Source organism: Faecalibacillus sp. H12, from assembly GCF_013361255.1.
GTDB lineage: Bacteria > Bacillota_I > Bacilli_A > Erysipelotrichales > Coprobacillaceae > Faecalibacillus > Faecalibacillus intestinalis.
The window spans coordinates 135,683-158,968 of the sequence record NZ_JABWDK010000001.1; the positions used below are offsets into that span (position 1 = coordinate 135,683).

General features: G+C 31.7%; 23 protein-coding genes. 20 read left to right on the forward strand and 3 right to left on the reverse strand.

The genetic code is table 11. From position 1 onward, the window contains the following. Positions 1 to 32 precede the first annotated feature (32 nt). The 8 genes from HUU89_RS00805 to greA all read left to right on the forward strand — a co-directional run bounded on the left by HUU89_RS00805 (position 33) and on the right by greA (position 6,683). Entirely contained in the window at positions 33 to 1,136 is a 1,104-nt protein-coding gene (locus HUU89_RS00805) for a lactonase family protein (RefSeq protein ID WP_119363209.1), read from the forward strand. Positions 1,137 to 1,213: 77 nt separating this feature from the next. Continuing rightward, complete coding sequence (gene mltG, locus HUU89_RS00810) at positions 1,214 to 2,284, forward strand: endolytic transglycosylase MltG (protein ID WP_254697669.1); 1,071 nt, start codon at positions 1,214 to 1,216, stop codon at positions 2,282 to 2,284. 1 nt (position 2,285) lies between these two features. Next, positions 2,286 to 2,876 carry an O-methyltransferase gene (locus HUU89_RS00815; protein WP_032091364.1) on the forward strand — a complete coding sequence of 197 codons (591 nt, stop codon included), beginning with the start codon at positions 2,286 to 2,288 and terminating at the stop codon, positions 2,874 to 2,876. A gap of 5 nt (positions 2,877 to 2,881) precedes the next feature. Beyond that, positions 2,882 to 3,814, forward strand: coding sequence for a peptidase U32 family protein (locus HUU89_RS00820; protein WP_032091363.1), 933 nt, complete (start codon positions 2,882 to 2,884; stop codon positions 3,812 to 3,814). Then, a complete protein-coding gene (locus tag HUU89_RS00825; protein ID WP_175300731.1) occupies positions 3,801 to 5,054 on the forward strand; it encodes a peptidase U32 family protein in 1,254 nt (417 codons plus the stop codon). Before HUU89_RS00820 ends, HUU89_RS00825 begins: the two co-directional genes overlap by 14 nt. Continuing rightward, the gene (gene udk / locus HUU89_RS00830) at positions 5,044 to 5,673 is read left to right on the forward strand and encodes a uridine kinase (protein WP_022001126.1); all 630 of its coding nucleotides are present in this window, start codon (positions 5,044 to 5,046) and stop codon (positions 5,671 to 5,673) included. Before HUU89_RS00825 ends, udk begins: the two co-directional genes overlap by 11 nt. A gap of 3 nt (positions 5,674 to 5,676) precedes the next feature. After that, entirely contained in the window at positions 5,677 to 6,138 is a 462-nt protein-coding gene (locus tag HUU89_RS00835) for a DUF4234 domain-containing protein (RefSeq protein WP_175300732.1), read from the forward strand. Positions 6,139 to 6,197: 59 nt separating this feature from the next. After that, entirely contained in the window at positions 6,198 to 6,683 is a 486-nt protein-coding gene (gene greA, locus HUU89_RS00840; RefSeq protein WP_022001124.1) for a transcription elongation factor GreA, read from the forward strand. A 9-nt stretch (positions 6,684 to 6,692) separates the two neighbouring features. Here greA and HUU89_RS00845 read toward each other — a convergent pair whose 3' ends face one another. Further along, positions 6,693 to 7,043: a hypothetical protein gene (locus HUU89_RS00845; protein WP_032091361.1), complete on the reverse strand. Its 351-nt coding sequence runs from the start codon at positions 7,041 to 7,043 to the stop codon at positions 6,693 to 6,695. Between the two features lie 54 nt (positions 7,044 to 7,097). On the opposite strand from HUU89_RS00845, the gene HUU89_RS00850 reads away from it, so the two are divergent. Beyond that, positions 7,098 to 7,724, forward strand: a complete 627-nt coding sequence (locus HUU89_RS00850; RefSeq protein ID WP_117481443.1) for a DUF421 domain-containing protein — start codon at positions 7,098 to 7,100, stop codon at positions 7,722 to 7,724. Here HUU89_RS00850 and HUU89_RS00855 read toward each other — a convergent pair whose 3' ends face one another. Continuing rightward, positions 7,725 to 8,504, reverse strand: coding sequence for a ZIP family metal transporter (locus tag HUU89_RS00855; protein ID WP_032091359.1), 780 nt, complete (start codon positions 8,502 to 8,504; stop codon positions 7,725 to 7,727). Between the two features lie 48 nt (positions 8,505 to 8,552). After that, the gene (locus tag HUU89_RS00860) at positions 8,553 to 9,806 is read right to left on the reverse strand and encodes a hypothetical protein (protein ID WP_175300733.1); all 1,254 of its coding nucleotides are present in this window, start codon (positions 9,804 to 9,806) and stop codon (positions 8,553 to 8,555) included. 111 nt (positions 9,807 to 9,917) lie between these two features. Between HUU89_RS00860 and pnp the strand changes: the two genes are divergently transcribed. The 11 genes from pnp (at position 9,918) to HUU89_RS00915 (ending at position 23,283) form a co-directional block, all read left to right on the forward strand. Continuing rightward, positions 9,918 to 12,059 (forward strand): polyribonucleotide nucleotidyltransferase, encoded by a 2,142-nt coding sequence (gene pnp / locus HUU89_RS00865; protein ID WP_175300734.1) that lies wholly within the window; start codon positions 9,918 to 9,920, stop codon positions 12,057 to 12,059. Continuing rightward, entirely contained in the window at positions 12,040 to 12,603 is a 564-nt protein-coding gene (locus tag HUU89_RS00870) for a Maf family protein (protein WP_254697670.1), read from the forward strand. Before pnp ends, HUU89_RS00870 begins: the two co-directional genes overlap by 20 nt. A 77-nt stretch (positions 12,604 to 12,680) precedes the next feature. Further along, positions 12,681 to 12,989 carry a hypothetical protein gene (locus tag HUU89_RS00875; RefSeq protein ID WP_175300735.1) on the forward strand — a complete coding sequence of 103 codons (309 nt, stop codon included), beginning with the start codon at positions 12,681 to 12,683 and terminating at the stop codon, positions 12,987 to 12,989. 951 nt (positions 12,990 to 13,940) lie between these two features. After that, complete coding sequence (locus HUU89_RS00880; RefSeq protein WP_175300736.1) at positions 13,941 to 15,962, forward strand: helix-turn-helix domain-containing protein; 2,022 nt, start codon at positions 13,941 to 13,943, stop codon at positions 15,960 to 15,962. A 2-nt stretch (positions 15,963 to 15,964) separates the two neighbouring features. After that, positions 15,965 to 17,080: an NTF2-like N-terminal transpeptidase domain-containing protein gene (locus HUU89_RS00885; protein ID WP_175300737.1), complete on the forward strand. Its 1,116-nt coding sequence runs from the start codon at positions 15,965 to 15,967 to the stop codon at positions 17,078 to 17,080. Between the two features lie 153 nt (positions 17,081 to 17,233). Beyond that, the gene (locus tag HUU89_RS00890; RefSeq protein ID WP_175300738.1) at positions 17,234 to 20,278 is read left to right on the forward strand and encodes an SrtB-anchored collagen-binding adhesin; all 3,045 of its coding nucleotides are present in this window, start codon (positions 17,234 to 17,236) and stop codon (positions 20,276 to 20,278) included. A 238-nt stretch (positions 20,279 to 20,516) separates the two neighbouring features. Further along, the gene (locus tag HUU89_RS00895) at positions 20,517 to 20,843 is read left to right on the forward strand and encodes a YdcP family protein (RefSeq protein ID WP_015552780.1); all 327 of its coding nucleotides are present in this window, start codon (positions 20,517 to 20,519) and stop codon (positions 20,841 to 20,843) included. A 15-nt stretch (positions 20,844 to 20,858) separates the two neighbouring features. Continuing rightward, the gene (locus HUU89_RS00900) at positions 20,859 to 21,242 is read left to right on the forward strand and encodes a YdcP family protein (RefSeq protein ID WP_005428605.1); all 384 of its coding nucleotides are present in this window, start codon (positions 20,859 to 20,861) and stop codon (positions 21,240 to 21,242) included. Positions 21,243 to 21,339: 97 nt separating this feature from the next. Then, on the forward strand, positions 21,340 to 21,522 hold the full coding sequence (locus tag HUU89_RS00905; RefSeq protein WP_005428606.1) for a hypothetical protein: 183 nt from the start codon (positions 21,340 to 21,342) through the stop codon (positions 21,520 to 21,522). A gap of 35 nt (positions 21,523 to 21,557) precedes the next feature. Further along, positions 21,558 to 21,821 (forward strand): hypothetical protein, encoded by a 264-nt coding sequence (locus tag HUU89_RS00910; RefSeq protein ID WP_005428607.1) that lies wholly within the window; start codon positions 21,558 to 21,560, stop codon positions 21,819 to 21,821. A gap of 94 nt (positions 21,822 to 21,915) precedes the next feature. Continuing rightward, positions 21,916 to 23,283, forward strand: a complete 1,368-nt coding sequence (locus HUU89_RS00915) for an FtsK/SpoIIIE domain-containing protein (RefSeq protein ID WP_005428608.1) — start codon at positions 21,916 to 21,918, stop codon at positions 23,281 to 23,283. Positions 23,284 to 23,286 lie beyond the last annotated feature (3 nt).

Sequence of the window (23,286 nt, forward strand, 5' to 3'; positions counted from 1 at the left end):
AGGAAATTAGAATAATCAATGAGGTGAAAGAAATGGCATTTAATTTATTTGGAGGAAAAAGAAGAATTACGAAAGGTTTTTTTGCTAATTCTTTAGGAAATAAACAAACAAGAGGAATCTATACATTTCAAATCGATGTGGAAAATGGAGAGTTGATATTTAAAAAATATTTTGTAACACCAACGGATCCAGTTTATGCATTCAATTATGGACGTTTTTCATGTATTACTTATAGAAATAGAACAGGTTCTGTAGATGATGGAGGAATTTGTTCTTATGCAGCAACTGCTGAAACATTAGCACTTGCTTCACGTGTGACAGATAAAGGAAAGACATATGTGCATGCTTGTGCAAATGGTGATGTAGAAACTGCTGATAAAGTATTCTGTGTTGATTATTTTAATAGTGAAATTTCGGTAATTTCTATTATTAAGAAAAAACTTGTAAAATGTATTTCTCATTTTAAGTTGAATGGAAGTGGAAAAGATCCTGTTAAACAAGCACAACCATATCCTACATATGTGAGTTTTTTACCAGATGAAGATAAACTTTATGTTGTTTGTTTAGGGTTAGATCAAGTATGTTTCTTTGATGTTGGTGAAGATGGAACATTAACATTAGATAATGTACATACATTACAATTAGAACCAGGTTGTGGTCCTAAAAAAATGATTTTTAATCAAAAAGGTGATCGTGCTTATGTAATGAATGAATTAAACAGCACAATTTGTGTTTATAAATATGATCATTTAAACTTTGAATTAATTCAAACAATTGATAGTTATCCAAAAGATGATGATCCTGAACTTGTAAGTTCTTTAAGTGATATTAAATTTAATAGTGATGATAGTCATTTATATGCAATTAATAAAGGACATGATTCTCTTGTGTTGTTCGAAGTCAATGAAGATGGAACTCTTACATATATTGACTTTGAAGATACTTCTTATGATCCAGTAGATATGCTTGTTTATAATGAAGAAGGAAATGAATGGATCGTTGTGGCTTGTCAAAAAGGTGGAATTGTTGAATCTTATCGTTTTGGTAAGGAAAAAGGTGGACAAGTTTATGAAACTGAATATAGCTGTATGGTAAATGAACCTGTTTGCTTAACACCATTTATTAATAATTTCTAAGGCAATTTATTTGCCTTTTTTCTTTGGTTGAATATCGACAAAAAATAACATATAATGATACAAGGTGAGGACTCAACATGGAAAAAAAGAAATTAGATATGAAGATTAAAATAGTATTAGGTATTATTATTTTTATTGTTGTTTTATTTATTGGAAGTTTTGTATATTATAAGCAAGGAATCAAGGCTACGTCTTCTAAAAATAAGGAAGTGATCGTCACTATTCCTAAAGGTAGTAGTGGAAATGATATTATTAAGATATTAGATAAAAATAAACTTATAAAAAGTTCTACATGTGCCAAAATATATTTAAAAATGAATCAACATGATTTTAAAAGTAATGTTTATATTTTAAATAAAAAAATGGATTTAAAAACAATTTTTAAAGCAATTGAAGGAAAAGATAAAAAATATATTTCTAATACTAAAATAACAGTTTTAGATGGACAAACAATTCCTGAATATGCTTCTATTATTTCTAAACAAACAGGAATAGATTATAATGAGATCATGCAAAAATGGACAGATCAAACATATCTTCAAAAGTTAATTAAAAAATATTGGTTTTTAACAGATGATATTTTAAGAGATGGTATTTATTATCCATTGGAAGGATATTTAGCACCAGAAACTTATTTTCTAACACAAGAAGATACGATTGAAAGTATTACAAAAATGATGTTAGATCAAACACAAAAACATCTAGAAAAATATAAAACACAAATATTAGATTTTAAAGTGAACTCACAACCATTAACAGTTCACCAATTTATGACATTATCATCTATTGTTCAAAGAGAATCACCAGTCAATGACGAAGATAGGCAACTTGTTTGTGGTGTTTTAATTAATCGTTTAAATAAACAAATGCCATTACAATGTGATGTCACTGTTAATTATGGGAATCAAGAAGTAAAAATTGATGTTAAACATACAGATTTAAATAAAGATACAAAATATAATACATATAAATATAATGGTTTACCTGTTGGTCCTATTAGTTCAATTTCAACAGGAATTATAAAAAATGTTTTAAATTATAAGGAAAGTGAGTATTATTATTTCTTTGCAACACAAGATGGAAAAGTTTTATATGCGAAAACATATCAAGAACATCAAGCAAATGTAAATAGTAATAAGTGGTATTAAAATGAAGTATTTTGATGAAATAGAAAAAAGTGCAAGAGAAAGAAATATTCCAGTCATGGAAAAAGAGGGTTTGGAATTTTTAATACAAACATTCAATGAACATCAATGTCATCGCTGTCTTGAAATTGGCAGTGCCATTGGTTATTCAGCAATGATGATGGTTTCAAATATAGATGATTTTGTAGTTGAAACAATTGAATTAGATGATGCACGTTATCTTGAAGCTATTCAAAACATTAAAGAACAACAATTAGAAGATCAAATAGAAATCCACCATGATGATGCATTAACATTTGATATCAATGATTTAAAATACCAAGAATTTGATTGTTTATTTATTGATGCAGCGAAAGCACAATATCAAAAATTCTTTGAAAAATACATGCCTTTAGTTCAAAAAAATGGAATTTGCATTGTTGATAATCTAGATTTTCATGGGATGATTTTTGATATTGACCATATTAAAAATAGAAACACAAAACAACTTGTTAAAAAAATTAAAAGATTTAAAGATTGGATTTTCAATCATGAAGAATATCAAGTCACTTATTATGGTGTAGGTGATGGAATTTGTGTAATAAAAAGGAAGTGAAATAAGTGTCATTAATAATTAATATAAATAGTTTATCATATCTTTATGATTATTTGGATTTAGGTGTCCATGATTTTATTGTAGGAACAAATCAATTTTCATGTCGACAAGCTTTAACAGTTGATTATATAGAATTAAAAGAAATAAAGGAAAAATATCCAATGATTCGTTTATTTGTTTTAGTTAATGCGTTAGTTGAACAAAAATATTTAGATGATTTAAAGAATCATTTAGATAAATTAAATGAATGTCAAATAGATGGGATTATTTTTCAAGATTTTGGAGTTTTACAAATTTGTAATGAAAAAGGATATTCATTTGAAAAAATCTATGATCCAGAAACATTAAATACAAATCATCTCACATTATCTGTTTTAAAAGAACAAGGAATAGATGGCGCTTTTCTAGCAAGAGAAATCCCGCTAAAAGAAAAACAAATGATTGGACAAAATTGTAAATTAAAAACAATGGTTCAAGTACATGGGGTTGAATATATGGCTTATTCAAAAAGAAAGTTATTGTCTAATTATAAAGAGTATACACATCTTGATTTTAATGTAGATAAAGAGGCACAAATTGAAATCAAAGCCAATGGTGTAGAGGACCATTGTCATATTTATGAAGATCAATATGGAACCCACATTACTTCAACTAATCAAATGTGTGCACTAGATGTTCTTAATCAATTCAATGATTTTGATTATTTATATATTGATGGTCAATATATAAATGAAACAGATTTATTAGAAATTACACATCTTTATATACAAGCTATAGAAGCAATTAAAAATCAAACATACAGTAAAGAATCAATAGAGTTGATGCAATTACTTTATCGTTTAACACCAAATGTTCATTACTACCATAGTTTTTTATTTGATTCAACTGTTTATAAAATTTCTGATGTAAGAAAGAGAGAAGAAAATGAGAGAAGTTAGTCAAGTTATTAATGGAAAAAGAGTCATTGTTAAAAAGCCAGAGTTACTTGCGCCAGCAGGTAATTTAGAAAAACTAAAAGTAGCTATTTTATATGGTGCAGATGCAGTTTTTATAGGTGGAAAAGAGTTTTCTTTACGCTCAAGTGCTTCTAACTTTTCTTTAGAAGACATTCAAGAAGCTGTAGAATTTGCCCATACACATCATGCAGCTATCCATGTAACATGTAATATTATTTTACATGAAGACAATTTAAAGGGATTAGAAGAATATCTTTTAAAGCTAGATGAAATTGGAGTAGATGCAATTATTGTAGCAGATCCTTATATTATGTCTTTAGCAAAAAAATTGCATTTAAAATTAGAAGTCCATGTTTCTACTCAACTATCTACTATGAATACCAGTGCGATTCGTTTTTATGAAAATTTAGGTGTTGACCGTGTCGTTTTTGCAAGAGAAGTAGATTATCAAGATCTAAAAGAAGTAAGAGAAAAGGTTGATATTGATTTAGAGTATTTCATTCATGGAGCTATGTGTATCCATTATTCTGGAAGATGTATGTTATCTAATTATTTTTCAAGAAGAGATGCCAATCGTGGAGGATGTTCGCAATCTTGTCGATGGTATTATGATATTTTTGAAAAAGATCAACAGTTAAATCATGATGAAATTGTTCCTTTTAGTATGTCAAGTAAAGATATGTCTTTAGTAGATGAATTACCTAAACTTATTGAATTAGGGATTGATTCTTTTAAGATAGAAGGAAGAATGAAGTCATTGCATTATATTGCAACTGTTGTATCTACTTATCGTAAATTGATTGATACGTATTGCGATGATCCTGAAAACTTTGATAAAAATGGTTATCGAAAAGAAATTGAAAAGGCAGCCAATCGCGCTTTATGTACAGGCTTCTTTAAAGATGTTCCAAACAGTGATTATCAACTTTATAATCAAAGAGATGAGCATCCTACACAAGATTTTTGTGCGCGTGTATTAAGTTATGATGTAGATAAACATGAAGTTATGATTGAACAAAGAAATTATTTTAAATTGGGAGATCAAATTGAATTTTTCTCACCACATCATGAAAATGTTTTAATTGAAGTTAAAGAAATATATAATGAAGATAGAGAATCAGTTGAAGTAGCAAATCATCCAATGGAAATTCTTTATTTAAAATGTGAGCAACCATTGTCTGAATTTGATATGGGAAGGAAGGTTTTAACAAATGAAAAATAGTATTATTATTGGTATTGCTGGAGGAAGTGCTTCAGGAAAGACATCTATTTCTAGACAAGTGTATGAATTTTTTAAAGGAAGTCATACAACATGTATTATTAAACAAGATGATTATTATAAAGATCAAAGTCATCTTTCTTTTGAAGAAAGAGTTAAAACAAACTACGATCATCCTTTTGCTTTTGATAATGATTTACTTGTAGAACAATTAAAACAATTAAAAGAAGGAAAATCAATTTCTAAACCTACATATGATTATACTCAACATACAAGAAGTGATGTTGTTGAAACAATTACACCAAGAGATGTTTATATTTTAGAAGGATTATTTGTTTTATATGATGAAAAAATTAGAGATTTATGTGATATTCTTGTCTTTGTAGATACAGATGCTGATATTCGTTTTATTCGTCGTTTAAAACGTGATATTGAAGAAAGAGGACGTTCTATTGATTCAGTATGTAATCAATATTTAGAAACAGTAAGACCAATGCATGAACAATTCGTTGAACCTTCAAAAAAATATGCACATATCATTATCCCTGAAGGGGGAAATAATACAGTAGCCATCGATCTTTTAATTACTAAGATTTCAAGTGTTATTGATGCTAAGGAGTAAAAGATGTATTGTACAAATTGTGGTCGAAAAATTAAAGATGGAGAACGTTATTGCCCTTATTGTGGAACGAAAACATTTAATGAATATGAATTTAATCAACATAGAGTAGATTATGCAATTTCTAGACGTAGTATTCCAATGTGTATTATTTTATCAATTGTTACGTTTGGAATTTATGGACTTTATTGGCTTTATTGTCTTGCCAGTGATGTCAATACACTTACTGGAGAAGAAGATTCTTCAGGTTTTAAAGTCTTGATTTTAAGTATTATTACTTTAGGTTTATATGAACTTTATTGGTTGTATAAAGTTGGAGAGAGATTAAGTGATTTTCAAACTTATCAAGGAGAAATGGTAGATAGTTATCGTGCTCTTGTTTATTTGATTTTAGGAATATTTGGATTAAATATTGTAGCAAGAGCACTTATTCAAAATGATTTGAATAAATATGCTTATGATTCATAAAAATAGACTAGATATTTAGATATAAATATGCTATATTATTGATTACGAGGTGACTTAAAATGGATAAAGATAAAGTATTACTTACGAAATCTGGTGTAGAAAAACTTGAAGAAGAAAGAGATAATTTAATTAATGTTGAAAGACCTAGAGTCATTGAAGAATTACAATTAGCTCGTTCTCAAGGTGACTTATCAGAAAACGCTGATTATGATGCAGCTAGAGATAAACAAGCTCAAATCGAACAAAGAATTAAAGAAATTGAATATATGCTTCAAAATGCAGAAATCATTTCTGAAGAACAAATGGATTTAAATGTTGTTAAACCTGGGACAACAGTTACAATTTTAGATTTATCTTTAGATGATCCTGAAGAAGAAAAATATACAATTGTAGGTTCTTTCGAAACTGATCCTGTTAATGGTAAGATTTCAAATGAATCACCACTTGCTAAAGCACTTATTGGTCATGGAGTTAATGAAATCGTGACTGTTGGGGTTGCTGAAGCATATGATGTAAAAATTGTAGATATTGAATTTACTGCATAAAACAACAAGTTATTGTTGTTTTTTCTTTATATAATAAAGTAAATAATAAATAATAAAAACAAATAAAGGTTTTATTAAAATTTGAATATTTATATCTTTTAAATGAAATATAAATTGAATAATTAAATAAGTCATTGAAAGGGTCATTCCGTGGATCAATGGCTTTTCTTTTACCATTTTATAAAAAATAAAAGTGAAAACAACTAAGATAAGATAACTAAAAAAAGTAATCAGTAATTGATAAATAAAAGATGAAACATGCATAAAAGAAAAAAGAATAGCCATAATAAAACTAATGATTAAATAACTTACAAATAAAAATGCATAAGATAATAAATAAGGCATTAACTTTCTTTTCATAGAAACCTCCTAATAGAGAATATGAAAAAAAAGAGTAAGTAGAACGGAGAACATATGTTTAAAATATTTATCATTAGTATTTTTATGTATATCTATCTAACAGTTTTACTTAGGCTTTTTGGAAAAAAAGAATTTAGTCAACTCAATGTTTTTGATTTTGTTGTTTTTTTAGTGATTTCTGAAATCACGACAATGTCTTTAGAAACACAAGATTTGTCTGTTTTAGATAGTGTGATAGCCACACTGACACTCATTATTTTAGATAGAATAGAATCTTTTATTACGATGCGTTCAAAAAAATTGAGAGATTTTTTTGAAGGAAGACCGTGTTATATCATTTATAGAGGAAAGATACAATATCAAAATATGAAAAAATTACGCTATAGTATAGATGATTTATGTCATCATTTAAGAGTAAGTGATATCGATAGTGTTTCTAAAGTGGATTTTGCTATTCTAGAAACAAATGGTTCTTTATCGGTTATTCCAAAACAAGAAAGTCAAACACTTTTACCTGATGCATTGATCAGTGATGGCTGTATTAATCAAGAAGCACTTCAAATTTTAAATAAAGATGAAGCGTGGTTGAAAAATGAATTAAAGAAAAAACACATTTCTCATATAGAAGATGTGCTTTATTGTGTTTTAGAAAAAAAGGATCTTTATGTGATAAAAAAATAACTATCCAAACATAATATCCAACATCATCATGATCATAAATCCTACCATAAAACTCATCGTACCAACATCTACTTCTTTTAAGGCATTTGCTTCAGGAATCAGTTCTTCGATACAAACAAACATCATCGCTCCAGCTGCAAAGCTTAAAGCAAAAGGGAGAATGCTACTAAAAAGTTGAGCAAATAAAAAACCTAAAAGTGCACTTGGAATTTCTACAAGGGCAGAATATTGACCATACATCATTGCTTTAAAACGTGAGATACCACTTTCATGTAAAGGTAAAGAAATGGCCGTACCTTCAGGAAAGTTTTGGATACCAATACCAATAGATAAAATAAGGGCAGGAACAAGATTAGTTTTAACGCTTGCAATGGCAATTCCAACCGCTAAACCTTCGGGAATATTGTGTAAGGTCATTGCTAGTAATAAAAGTTTATTTTTAGAAAGAGTATTTGTAGGACCTTCTTTTTGATGAGAAATAATATGTTCATGGGGAAGAAATTTATCACATAATCTTAAAAATAAGCCACCGCTAAAAAAGACAAGTGGAATCAAAAAAAGTAAAAGTAGATGATCTTCAACTTGTTGGATTGCTGGAAGAAGCAATGAAAAGAAAGTAGCAGCAATCATAATACCAGCAGCTAAACCTAAAGCAATACTGACAAGTTTTTGACTTTTACTTTTAACAAAATAAACAAGACTTGACCCTAAAAAAGTCATGAGCCAGTTAAAAATAGAAAGTACTAAAGCAAGTAAAAAAAGTTGTGAATTTGATAACATAAAAGACCTCCATAGTATCCTATGAAGGTCTTATCATTTTATCTAGGCTTATCTATTAATAAAGTCATAGTCACTATCATCAATAGTTACTAAAATTGCTTTTTCAGTTAATCTTTGTTTTTTACTATCATAAGTAGGCAAAACAGTATAATTAACACGAATATTTCTTTCTACTTCTTCGTCGTAAGCAAAATCTGCTTGTCTAAAGAAGATAGGATCATGATCATAAACAGAAATATTACCAAATTGATTTTGTTCGTTGTAATAAACAACTTTACCTGATTTACGAGTAACTAAACTATCAAGATGTGACATGATTAAATCATACATTTCATCATATAAACTACTTGAATCTTTACCTTGATATTTTACATCGATTGTAAAGTCACATTCTTTTTGATTTTCATTACATAATGCTTTAATAAATGAATGAACCACTTTAATTAATAATTCATTACCACTATTTTCAACAGCTTCATTTAATCTTTGATATAAAGGAAGTTGTTCAAGGGCATAACCGTTTTCAAAGAATTCATAAAGTAAATAAGCATTTGCTTCTTTTACTTTACCAACAGTAGCATTTGTTTTATATAAAACTTCGTAGAAGTTAACTCCTTTAATACGATTATGTAAAGAAATAAATTCTCTATTAGCTTCATCATATTCTTTTAATTCTAATAAAGCACATCCTCTATAATATTTGATCCATTGTAAAGCATTATAATGCCATTTAAGTGGTGTAGCTAATGCTTGATTTGCACATTCTACACATGCTTTATATTGTTTTGTTTCAAATAAAGCACGTACTTTTAATCTAAAGTATCTTTCTTTGAAAGATTCAAATTCTCTACCTTCGTTATTAACAAAAGGTTTATCAGATAATAATCTAACATCTAATTTATTAAGCATTTTGATCATTAAATCATAATTGATTGGAGTTTGATTTAATGCATATTTAATTGCTCTATTAATTGCTGGTTCAACAGGAGAATATTTTTCTTGTTTACAAATACCTAAAATATCTTCAAGGATATCAAAGAATAAACTTTCTTTTTCTTTTATTTTTTCATCATCAATATTAATAAACTTATTATATAAAGCATACCCATATTGATTAATATATCCTTTTAAAGAAGGAGCCATTTGTAAAAATGTATTTCCTACTTCAATTGCATCATCATTTCTACCATTGTTTTTTAATAATTTAATAAAATCATTTGCTTCAAATTCATTGAAAGAAGCAGCATCTTCATTGAATTTATTGAAATATCTTTCAATACTTTTTAATTCGTTTTCGTTCATAAAATTCACCTCATGCATTATTATATCATTTATTTATCATGAATAACATAAAATGTTTTTAAAAACATTTTTTATATGCTATAATAATGCAGAAAATTAAGAGGTGAAAAAATGAGTAAACAAGTGTTTAGTACAGATTTTTACGGGAAAAATCTGACAGTAGAAGTAGGAGAATTAGCTAAACAAGCTAATGGTAGTGTTTTAGTAAGATATGATGATACAGTCATCTTATCAACAGCTGTTGCAGGAAAAGAACCAAAAAGTGTAGATTTCTTTCCACTAACAGTTACATATGAAGAAAAATTATATTCTGTAGGTAAAATTCCTGGAGGATTTCTAAAAAGAGAAGGACGTCCAAGTGAACATGGAACTTTAACTGCAAGAATGATTGATAGACCAATTCGTCCATTATTTGCAGACGGATTTAGAAATGAAGTACAAGTTGTTAATACTGTTTTATCAGTAGATCAACAAGCTTCTCCAGAAATGGCCGCAATGTTAGGGGCTTCTCTTGCATTATGTGTTTCTGATATTCCTTTCAATGGACCAATCGCAGGTGTTAATGTTGGTTTAATTGATGGAGAATTTACCATCAATGCTGGTCCAGAAGAAATGGAAAGAAGTTTAATCAATTTAGAAGTAGCTGGTACAAAAGATGCCATCAATATGGTTGAAGCAGATGCTAAAGAAGTTGATGAAGATACAATGTTAAATGCTTTAATGTTTGGACATGAAGCTATTAAAGAATTAATTGCTTTTGAAGAAAAAGTTGTTGAAGCATGTGGCAAAGAAAAAATTGAAATTCCATTATTTGAATTAGATGAAGCTTTAGTTCAAGAAATTACAGATTTATGTAATGATGAAATGGTTGCTGCTGTATCTATTCCAGGAAAACTTGAAAGATATGCAGCCATTGATGAAATCATGGATCGTGTAACTGCACAATATGATGAAAAAGAATATGCAGATGAAGAAACAAAAGAATCTGTGATGAAACAAGTTGGAATTATCTTACATGACTTAGAAAAAAATGAAGTAAGACGTTTAATTACGGAAGAAAAAATTAGACCAGATGGTCGTAAAATTGATGAAGTGCGTCCATTAAATGCACAAGTTGATTTATTACCAAGAGTTCATGGTTCTGCTTTATTTACAAGAGGTGAAACACAAGTTTTATCTGTATGTACATTAGGAGCTATGGGAGAAGTTCAAAAAATCGATGGTTTAGGATTAGAAGATCAAAAACGTTTCATGCATCATTATAACTTCCCACCATATTCAGTTGGTGAAACAGGAAGAATGGGTGCTCCTGGACGTCGTGAAATTGGACATGGTGCTTTAGGAGAAAGAGCTTTAGCACAAGTTATTCCAAGTGAAAAAGACTTCCCATATACAATCCGTGTTGTTTCTGAAGTCTTAGAATCAAATGGTTCAAGTTCACAAGCTTCAATCTGTGCATCATCAATGGCATTAATGGCTGCTGGTGTACCAATTTCAAATCCAGTTTCTGGGGTTGCGATGGGACTTGTTAAAAAAGGTGACGATTATACAATCTTAACTGATATCCAAGGTATGGAAGATCACTTAGGAGATATGGATTTCAAAGTAGCTGGTACTAAAAATGGTATTTGTGCTTTACAAATGGATATCAAAATTGATGGTATTACAAAAGAAATCTTACAAGAAGCTTTAGCACAAGCAAAAGTAGGACGTGCTCAAATCATGGACTGTATGTTAGGAGCTATTCCTGCACCACGTGATCATTTATCTAAATACGCACCAAAAATGCATGTTATGCATATTGATCCAGAACAAATTAGAGATGTTATTGGACGTGGTGGAGAAACAATTAATGAAATCATTGAAAAATCAAATGATGTTAAAATTGATATTGATCAAGACGGTACAGTGGTTATCTACCATAGTGATCAAGAAGCAATCGACACAGCTGTTTCTTTAATTGAAAGAATTGTTAAAAAAGCTGAAGTTGGTGAAATCTATGATGGAACAATTGCACGTGTAAATGATAATTATGCATTCGTTACTTTATTTGACGGAACTGATGGATTCTTACATATTTCTGATTGGTCTTATGAAAGAACAAGCAAAATGCAAGATGTATGTAAGGTAGGAGATGTCATCAAAGTTAAAGTAACTAAAGTTGATGATAAAGGTAAAGTAAATGTTTCTAGAAAAGCTTTACTTCCAAAACCAGTTAAAAAAGAAGAAAAAAATGAAAAAAATGAAAAATAAAATCATACTTGCAAGTAGTTCTCCAAGAAGAAAAGAACTTTTCGATAAATATGGCATAGACTACACAGTAGATTTTGTAGAAACAGAAGAAGTGTTAGACGAAAGTTTAACACTTTTTAAAAGACTAGAAAACATTGCTTTACAAAAAGCCAAACCACTTCAAATAAAATATCCAAACAATATCATTGTCTCAGCAGATACCATGGTAACCTTCCAAGATGAAATGTTAGGAAAACCAAAAAATAGAGAAGACGCTAAAAGAATGCTTGAGTTGTTATCGAATAATAAACAAGTTGTTATTACAGCAGTATGTGTTATTAAAGATCAACAAATCACAACATTTACAGATGCGACAACTGTTACATTTAAAGAATTATCTAATCAAGAAATTGAAGATTATCTTGATACAAATGAATGGCAAGGCAAAGCGGGTGCTTATGCAATCCAAGGCATTGCTTCGAAGTTTGTAGAAAAGATTGATGGGGATTTAGAAAATGTCATTGGAATGCCAATGTATAAAGTTATCAAATATTTAGAATCTTAACGAGAAATCGTTAAGTTTTTTCTTTACTATGATATAATTAAGTAAATAGAAAAGGTTCAAAAAGGAGGAAAAATATTATGAATAATTTTGCAGAGATTGTAAGAGTAGGCATTATTATAGGACTTGGCATGGTTTTAATGATTATGGCTCTTTTAATAGCAAATGGGAACTCGTTTCTAACAAAAGGAATGAACAAGAAGTATACAAATGAATCTGTTAGAGATTATTGTAAGAATAATTGTTTGGGACAAATTATTTTTTCTTTAGGTCTTATTTTAGAAGGTATCTTTTCTAAAGGAATATTTTATTATTTAGGAATTGGATGTTTATTTTTTGGAACAATAATTATGGTGGCTGCTTCTAAAAAATTAGTAAAAAGAGTATGATGATTATATTATTCAAATGATTCTGACATGAAATTAAAATAGTATAAATAAAAACAGGTTTCACAAATATTAGAAATCTGTTTTTTTTACTATAGCTACTAAAGGATCTTGAAAAAGCATTAGATGAGTTATCTAACAAAGCTATTCAAGAAATCAAAGATAATAAATATGATTATGGATTAAAAGGAAAAGTCATCTATATAGGTCTAGCACATCATGGTAAAGATGTAAATATTAAATGGAAAAACAAAAGATAGTCTTATAAAGCTCATTTTGTACGAGCTTTTAATATCTTATTATATTTTTTTGATTCCATTAAGAACAATCAGTATGTATAGTTCGTTTTTCACAAGATTTACACAAGTATAATTTATAATATATCCTCAGAGAGGTTATGATAAGGAAAAGAAAATAGATCTTTATTTGATATATCTATATTATGTTTTAGAATCTTGTCTTTATATCGGTTATAGACTTTGGATAATTTATGGACGCACAGAAAAAGGGGCTGGAGTTTATACTTTTTTAGTGATTTTGTTTAATTTTTATTTAACTTTATGTTTACTTTATGTAATATTACAGGCCTACATGCGAAGAAAAAATCTCAATTAATATAAAAAGAAATACAATTTTATTATTAATGATTCTTTTTTTTGATTTGTTTGTTAGTTTATGGCTTTAATCGAATTATAACAATGTTTTCAAACTTTCCACAGTTTTATATGATTTGTTTTATGTGTTTAGCACATGCTAAAATTTATATAAGAGATAAAAGAAAACCTTTAAAAAATGAGGAATAGATGAAAAAATATAAAATTCATTTTTAATCAATTTTTTAAAAAAAGCATGTAATATCAAGGAATTCTACGCTTCGTAGACATATTCTCTAGATGGAATGTTGTATCTTTTAAAGAAAGTTTTTAGTATGATAGGTGTAAGGGAGTTGTTTATATGGATAGTAAAAAAATTGGAAAAGTAATTGCAAAGAGAAGAAAAGAAAAAGGAATGACTCAAGGGGAACTGGCAGAAAGATTATCTGTTTCTAATAAGACAATTTCTAAATGGGAAACCGGGGTAGGGTTACCCGATATTTCAATTCTTGTCGATCTAGCAAGTATTCTTGATATAAGTGTTGATGATTTATTGAAAGGAAAAGAAAATAAAGTTCAAAATGCTCTATATGAGAAAAACTTTTTAATAAAAAAGAAGTATTATAAAAAATATTTGAGAGATCATTATTTCGAAAGCAAGGCTTATTGGCTATTCAATTTTATAGGAATTATGTTTATCTTAGGAGGTTTTGCTTTTTTACCACTTCAACAGTATATTCATCATTATGTAGATATTCTTGGTAAAAGTTTTATTGTTTTAGGAATTATTCTCATATTATTTCCTTTTATGCAAATTTTTTGTAAAAGCAACTTTTTTAAAGAACATGAAGTCTTTTATACATTTAAAGATAATGGAATGACTTATCAAGAAAATGAAGAAGCTATTTTTTATAGTTTTCCACAATTTAAAAGAATTAATTATAAAGATTTTATACTTTTAAAGAAAAATCAAAAGATTTTATTCGTTGATCTTAATGATTTAGATCAATTAGAAAATGATATAGAAGAAACAAAAATTAAGAAGAGTTCATTTTTAATTTCTTTATTTACCAGTGTTATAGGTTGTTCATTATTGGTCTTACAACTTGGTTATTTAGTTATCTTAAAAAGATTTGGATTTGAATATATTCATTCAATGAATCAAATTATATTTAATCTCATTATTTTATGTTGTCTTTTCATTAATTATTGTCTAATTAAGAAAAAGAAGATTAAGATTCAATATGTTTTAATAGGCTGTTTAGGATTTGTTGTAATTTCTATTTTTGGATTTCAGTATTTTCAAAAAGATGAAGAAATTTCATCTTTTTCTTCAAATTTAAAAAACAGAGCTGTTTTAAAGTATGATGACGATCAACATCGCCTAGATATTTACCATTATACCTATTTATGCTTTGCTAGAAAAAGTGATACTGTTTCTACAGAAATGAAAGGTTATCATGGAAAATGGCTTACGAATGATTGTTACGTTTTTACTTATAATAACGAAGAAAATCAAAAGAAAGTGTATGTATCTACTTTTGGCGATCGTGGTGATGGAATTTCATATTTTAATATTTTTCCTACATTGCAAGGGGAATGGTTTAATAAAAATAACGGTGAAACAAAAACATATCTTAAAGAAAATGCAGGACAATTAACTTTAAAAATAAAAAATAAAACGCAATATTTTGATGCAGATGAAACAAAACAAAATGGGACGATTGCTTTAACTTTATCTAAAGATGAAGAAGCTCAATATATTATTGCCTTAGATGAAAACTGTATTTTAAATGAAGATAATCTTTTAGATAAAAATGGGACAATTCAAATTTATAATCTTCAAAATGATTCAAGCGTAACTCTTTATTGCGGGACCTATAAAGAAGATAAAAAAGAACAAGAAGAAATTGATAATGACTATCGAAAACAAGCCAAAGAGCTTGTTAATAAAATGGTTGCTTATTTGAAAAAAGACTCAACATTACCTGATTTTGATGATAGAGAATCTCTTTTTAAAGTTCCTTCATCATCCAATGACTTTTATGTTGTGACAAGAGATGCCTATTTTCATTCTTTAAAATTATTTAAACAAGATAGAGCACAAGAAACGGGGCAAATTAAACAAATCAAAGTTTTAGCGGGAGATATTAATGATTTCTATGTTGAAATGACCTATACATCGACAATTACCTATTTAGGTGAAACGGAAACCATGGATATTACATATCATTATCGTATAAAAAAGGGAAAGGATTGTTATTTGGTAGCCTTTGTTGGTTATCGTGTACCAGGAGATATTGGTTTAGTAAAGTGTGATCCTGTTATTGAAAAAGACGTTTCAACAAATGAAGATTATGCATATTCTGTAGGAGGACAGTAGAAATGAAAGATAAAAAGAAATGGATCATTGGAATAAGTGCCTGTGTTTTACTGATGGTTTCTGTGTTTTTTGTGTTTAATCAAGGGAAAAGTAATGAACAAGTTGTTACAGAGTATTTTGAACTTTTAAAAAAGAAAGATTATAAACAAATGTATCAAATGTTGAATCAAAAAACAGTCTATACACCTACACAAAAATACTTTGTTGAAAAATATAAAGAATTTTATGAAGAAATTGATGCAAAAAATATTCAAATAAAAATCTTAGATGAACAAGATAGTGTCATTGAATATTTAATCTATATTGATACCCTTGCAGGAAGAATCACTTATCGAAATAAAGTAGGGGTCAAAGATGAACAAATCCAATTTAATAAAAATCTAATTATGGATGGGTATACTGATGGGTGCAAAATAAAAATAACAACATATAATCCTAAAAAAAGAGGACGTATTTTAGATAGAAATGGAAAAGTTCTTGCTGAAGATGGAAAAGGTTATTCTGTTGGACTTGTAAAAGGAAAACTAAATGGTGAAAATGATTATGGACAAATTGCACAGTATTTAGAAACAGATGTTGAAACCCTTCAAAAGAAAATGAGTGCATCTTGGATTAATGATGATTCTTTTGTACCTATCAAAACTGTTTCTGAAGCAACTAAAAACGATTTAATCAATAAGAATATTTTAGGTATCAACGGCGTTAAAATTTCGACAGTGAGTATTCGTACGTATCCTTACGATAAGGTGGCTTCACATATCGTAGGCTATGTTCAAAATGTTAATGCTGAAGATTTAAAAAAACATAAAAATGAAGGCTATAATTCGACTTCAGTCATTGGAAGAAATGGGATTGAAGCGGCTTATGAAGAAAAGCTAAAAGGAATCACATCTGGTAAAATTGAATTGGTTGATAAAAATGATAAAGTTATTAAAGAACTTTGTCATAAAGAAGTTAAAATGAGTCCACAAGATATTACACTAACAATTGATATTGATTTACAACAAAGCCTTTATAATGAATATCAAAATGATAAAAGTGCATCTGTTGCTCTCAATCCAAAAACAGGAGAAGTTTTAGCACTTGTATCAACACCATCCTATGGGGGTTGTAGATAACGCAAGTAATGAAAACAACGAAAATACAAAGAGAAAGGCAACTGTTGTACCTATTAAAATAGAATATGTGTGAGAGGACAAGCCTTTCAGTAATGTAGACGTTCAGAAATGAGCGTCTATTTTTATACCCAAAATGAAAGGAGCATTAGATTTATGAAAAAGATGTTAAAACGATTGTGTACGGGCTTCTTAGCTCTTGCAACTGTCGTTACTGCTTTACCGACTACACCCGTTCATGCAGAAAGCAAGCAATACTGGACGGAAAGTGCAGAGCGTGTCGGTATCATTGAAAAAGTAATGAATGACGGTTCTATCGGTTCGACATTCAATGAGGGCTATATGAAAGTCGAGGGCGAAACTGCCTATTGTATTGACATCAATACAGATTTTAAGAACGGCTACAAGACCAGAGCTGACGCAAGCTCACGCATGAGTGCCGACCAGATTTCAGATGTGGCGTTATCCTTAGAGTATGTCAAACAGTATGGCGAAGCTCACAAGGAATTGAACTATAAACAAGTCTATCTGTTGGAACAATGTGTAGTCTGGCAGAGATTGAGCGTACATCTTGGCTGGCAATGTGATAACGTGCGAGCTTCTTATAATGAAATTCCAAAGGCTACGCAGGACGAAGTTTTCTCTGGTGCAAAAGCCTTTGTCAAAGAGAATAAAGGACGCTATGAATGTGGCGGTTATATCTACTCTGGCGAGGGGCAGGAATTAGGGCAATTCTGGGCGAAACTGAATGTTGGAAATGCGAAACTGCAAAAGACTTCCAGTAATACCAGCATTACAGACGGTAACGGGAATTACTCTGTTGCTGGTGCAACATACGGTGTCTTTTCTGATAAGGACTGCACGAAACAGCTTGCCACCCTTACGACTGATGAAAACGGAAATACAGATGTTGCAGAGGTAACGGCTGGCACAGTCTATATCAAGGAATTATCCGCACCAGCAGGATATAAAGTGGATAAAACAATCTATTCATTGACAATCAAAGCTGGCGAAACAGCAACCTTGAAAGTATCAGATACACCAAAAGTAACAGACACTTTGATTGAGCTTTTCAAAATAGATATGGAAACACAGAAAGACAATCCGCAGGGGAACGCTTCTTTAGCAGGTGCGGAATTTACATGGAAGTATTATGCTGGCTTCTATAATAAAGACAATCTCCCTGCCGAAGCTAATCGTACATGGGTTACAAAGACAATCGCTGAAACAGACAGCGACGGGACAACTCACTACATCACAAAATTAGCGGACGCATACAAGGTGTCTGGCGACAGCTTCTATATGCAGGAGGGCAAAGCCGTTCTTCCACTTGGGACACTAACCGTTGAGGAAACAAAAGCTCCAAACGGCTACTTGTTAGACGGTGCATATATGCAGGCTGGCGATAAGTCCGAACAGATAAAAGGCTTATATGTAACACAGATTACCGAGGACGGCGACCTTGCCGTATTATCTGGAAGTAACCAGTTTTCCGTATCAGACAAGGTTATCCGTGGCGGTGTCAAAATTCAGAAACGAGATTTAGAAACGGGCGATACAAAGCCACAAGGAAGTGCCACTCTGAAAGATACTGTCTTTGACATCATTTCCTTAAATGATAATTCTGTCTTGGTTGAGGGCAAGCTATACAAGAAAAATGAAGTCGTAAAAACTATTCGTACAGATATTGAGGGTGTCGCTTCTACTTCTGCTGACCTCTTACCTTATGGAAAATTCCGTATCGTTGAAAGTGAAGCTCCAAATGGATATTTGACAGACGGTGCAAAACCGATTGATTTTACAATCACAGAAAATGGAAAAATCGTGGACTTAACCGACAAAGCCCATTCTATCTACAATCAGATTAAGCGTGGAGATATTGAGGGCGTAAAAATCGGTGCAGGCACACACAAGCGTCTTGCTGATGTTCCCTTTAGGATCACAAGCAAGACAACGGGCGAAAATCATGTAGTGGTAACTGATGATAACGGGCAATTCTCCACTTCTGCTGAATGGGCTTCTCATAAGCACAATACAAACGCAGGAAAGACCAGTGAGGACGGTGTGTGGTTTGGAACTTCTGAACCAGGCGACAGCAAGGGTGCATTACCTTATGACACCTACATCATTGAAGAAATGCGTTGCAACAGTAACAAAGGCTTTGAACTTATCCCACCTTTTGAAATCGTGGTAGCAAGAAATAATCTTGTGATTGATTTAGGGACTTTGACTGACGAATACGAAAAAGAAATCTCTATCCATACCACAGCGACCAGCAAAGACGGCGAAAAGACTATCCTTGCAGGAAAAGAGGTTACAATCGTTGATACTGTCAAACTAGACGGACTTACAAAAGGCACAAAGTATCAGTTGAAAGGCTGGCAGATGTTAAAGGAAGAAAACGCCGAGCTTATCATTGACGGGAAATGTGTAGAAAACGATTATACCTTTGTCGCTGATGATGAAGAAATGAAAGTGGAAATTTCCTATACATTCAATGCGTCTGCTTTAGGTGGCAAAAACCTTGTTACCTTTGAAGAATTATATGATTTCAGCAATCCAGACGAACCCGTAAAAGTTGCAGAACACAAAGACATTGAGGACGACGGGCAAACGGTACTTATCACAAAGCGTATCATCAAGATACATACTACCGCTACCGATAAGGACGGCAACAAAGAGCTTAAAGCAGGAAAAGACGTTACAATCATTGATACCGTAACCTTAGAGGGCTTAGAAGTCGGTACACAGTACAAACTTGTGGGCTGGCAGATGTTGAAAGAAGAAAATGCAGAACTTCTTATCAATGGAAAACGTGTGGAAAGTGATTACACTTTTATTGCTGACAGCGAAACTATGAAAGTGGAAGCTGCTTTTACGTTTGACGCTACTTCTCTTGACGGCAAACAGCTTGTAACTTTTGAGGAATTATACGATTTAAGCAATCCAGACGAGCCGAAGAAAGTTACCGAGCATAAGGATATTGAGGATAAGGGACAGACGATTACTTTTAAGGAAAAGCCAGAAGAACCAGAGAAACCCGAAACACCACCGACACCGGAAAAGCCTAACAGACCTAGCGACAGTCCTAAAACGGGCGACAGTACAAATGTAATGGCATTTATCGTGATGTTGCTTGCGTCTGCTGGTGGACTGGCTGGAACATATCTTTACAAACGCCGTAAAATGAAGAAATCATAAGGCGGTAACGGTATGAGAAAAGGAAAATCACGCTCTCCGCCGAAGCTGTCAAACGGCAGATTTTTGCTTATTCTGGCTTGTCTGCCTACAACCTGCAAGAACACGGATAGTCAAGGGTGCGTAAGCATTGATTTTACCCTTTACTATCTGGGGGATTGCTGGTACTTCCCAAACCGCCAGAATAAGAAATCACAATTAAAAAACTTATCAAATATAGAAAGAAACGAGGTAAAACAATATGGAAATGAAATATGTCGTGCCAGATATGGCACAGTCTTTTGGAACTCTTGAATTTGCAGGCGAAAGCGAGCCAGTCTTTGAAAGAGATAAAAATAATCGCAGAGTCTTAGCCAAACGAAGCTATAACCTTTATTCCGACGTACAGAAAGGCGAAAATGTTGTGGTAGAAATTCCCGTGCAGGCTGGCGAAAAGAAGTTCAAGTATGAGCAGAAAGTAAAACTTGTCAATCCGAAGTTATATGGCAGAGGTTACGCAATCGGGGATATGGGACATACCGATTATGTGTTGCTTGCTGATGATATTGTAGCAGTTGAAGAAAAGTAAAGGAGTGAAGAATTTATGAGATTATCAAACGGGTTTGTTATTGACAAAGAGAAAACATTTGGAGAATTAAAATTTACAGCGGTGCGTGATGTGTTCTTGCAGAATGAGGACGGGACACCGAGTACCCAGCTTAAAAAGCGTATCTATGATTTGAAGTGCAGTCTGCATGGTGGAATTATCCCCGTGTCTGTACCGCCAGAAGTACCGTTAAGGGAATTTCCGTACAATGCAGTTGTGGAGCTTGTCAATCCAGTAGCCGATACGGTATCACGAAAGACTTATACGGGTGCAGATGTGGACTGGTATGTAAAGGCAGAGAATATTGTGTTGAAAAATAAAGGCAATCAGAACGCAGGCAGTCCACAGAACCATACACCGCAGGGACAGCCGAAAAAATAGGCTTACTGAATAGATTTTCATTGTAGCGGATATATGGAACTGTTATAATATGGGTATGAAGAAACGGACAAATAATAAGGTGTAAAGGAGACCAGCTATGAAAGATAAAAACATTTTAATTTGTGTGGGAATAATTATTTATATTGCTATGTCTGGAATTGATAGATTTGTTTATCATATACCTAATATTATTTATATACCAGTTGCAATTCTTGGTATTGCTTTAATTTTAATTGGCTTTTTCAAAGATAAATTTAAACAAGAAAATTTCGATTTATAGAACTGAAAATTAAAGATTTAGAAAAGGTGGTAAATATGATAGGGCTAATACTAGGTAATATAATGGTGGTTTTAGGGGTATTCAGTATTATCAAAGGTAAATTGCCCCTTATCAAAAGATATAATGGGGTAAAAAACATAAAGCTACATTCAAGAATTGAGGGAACAGCTATATTATTAGTAGGAATTATGCTGATTTTTCAATGTTTTATATCACTAGGAAATGTTGAAATAGTTATCATTATTTTATCAATTTGTATTTTTTCGTTGATACTAGAAATTGCATTAAAAGTAATATAAAATTCCCATTTGCAAAACTTCATATCCATACACACAAAGCAGTTAGTCTTAGGATTGACTGCTTTTTTCGTACCCAGAAAGGAGTGATTGATTTATGCGTAAGATTTGGAATAAAGGACACCGTATCAGAGCCAGCGACAAGCACCTTGTCTACCACTTTTCCATAGGGATGCTTCTGGTGGTATTCGTGGCGGTTCTTTTGCTACTCAATATCAAACAGCTTATGCGTACTGATTGGGAGCATTTCAGCTTGTTAGAAAACGGCTTGACGCTCTCCCCTTACAACTTCATAACCATATTGATAGCGACGGGTGTTTGTGCATTGGTCGCTTTTCTATATTACCGCTTCTGTTACGACAGTTTCAAGAAGCTCCTGCACCGTCAAAAGCTGGCAAGAATGGTACTGGAAAATAAGTGGTATGAAGCCGATACCGTACAAGACAGCGGTTTTTTTACTGACCGGCAAAGCAGATCAAGGGAAAAAATCGTCTGGTTTCCAAAGATTTATTATCAAATGGAAAAGGGACTGCTTCATATCCGCTGTGAAATTACGCTGGGGAAATATCAAGACCAGCTTTTACGGTTAGAGGATAAATTGGAAAGTGGCTTGTATTGTGAACTGACCGACAAGACCCTGCACGACGGCTATATCGAATATACCCTGCTTTATGATATGATAGCGAACCGTATTACCATTGATGAAGTACGGGCAGAAAACGGCAGTCTTAGGCTGATGAAAAATCTTGTCTGGGAATATGACGCACTCCCTCACGCTCTTATCGCTGGTGGGACGGGTGGCGGTAAAACTTATTTTCTGCTGACGCTCATTGAAGCCCTACTGCATACCAACGCTGTCCTTTACGTCTTAGACCCGAAAAATGCGGACTTAGCAGACTTGGGGACAGTTATGGGAAATGTGTATCACACCAAAGAAGAAATGATTGATTGCGTCAATGCCTTTTATGAGGGCATGGTACAGCGAAGCGAGGAAATGAAGCGACACCCGAACTATAAGACGGGCGAAAACTACGCCTATTTGGGACTGCCACCCTGCTTTCTTATCTTTGATGAATATGTGGCATTTTTTGAAATGTTGGGGACGAAAGAAAGCGTGAGCTTACTTAGCCAGTTAAAGAAAATCGTTATGTTAGGGCGACAAGCAGGTTATTTCCTTATCGTAGCCTGCCAGCGTCCAGACGCAAAGTATTTCTCGGACGGTATCAGAGATAACTTCAATTTCCGTGTGGGACTTGGGCGTATCAGCGAATTAGGTTACGGTATGCTGTTCGGTTCAGATGTGAAAAAGCAGTTTTTTCAGAAGCGTATCAAGGGGCGTGGCTATTGTGATGTGGGAACAAGTGTTATAAGTGAATTTTACACGCCTTTAGTCCCGAAAGGACATGATTTTCTACAAGAAATCGGCAGGCTGGAAGAAAAAAGGACTGCAAGCAACGAAAGCTGACAG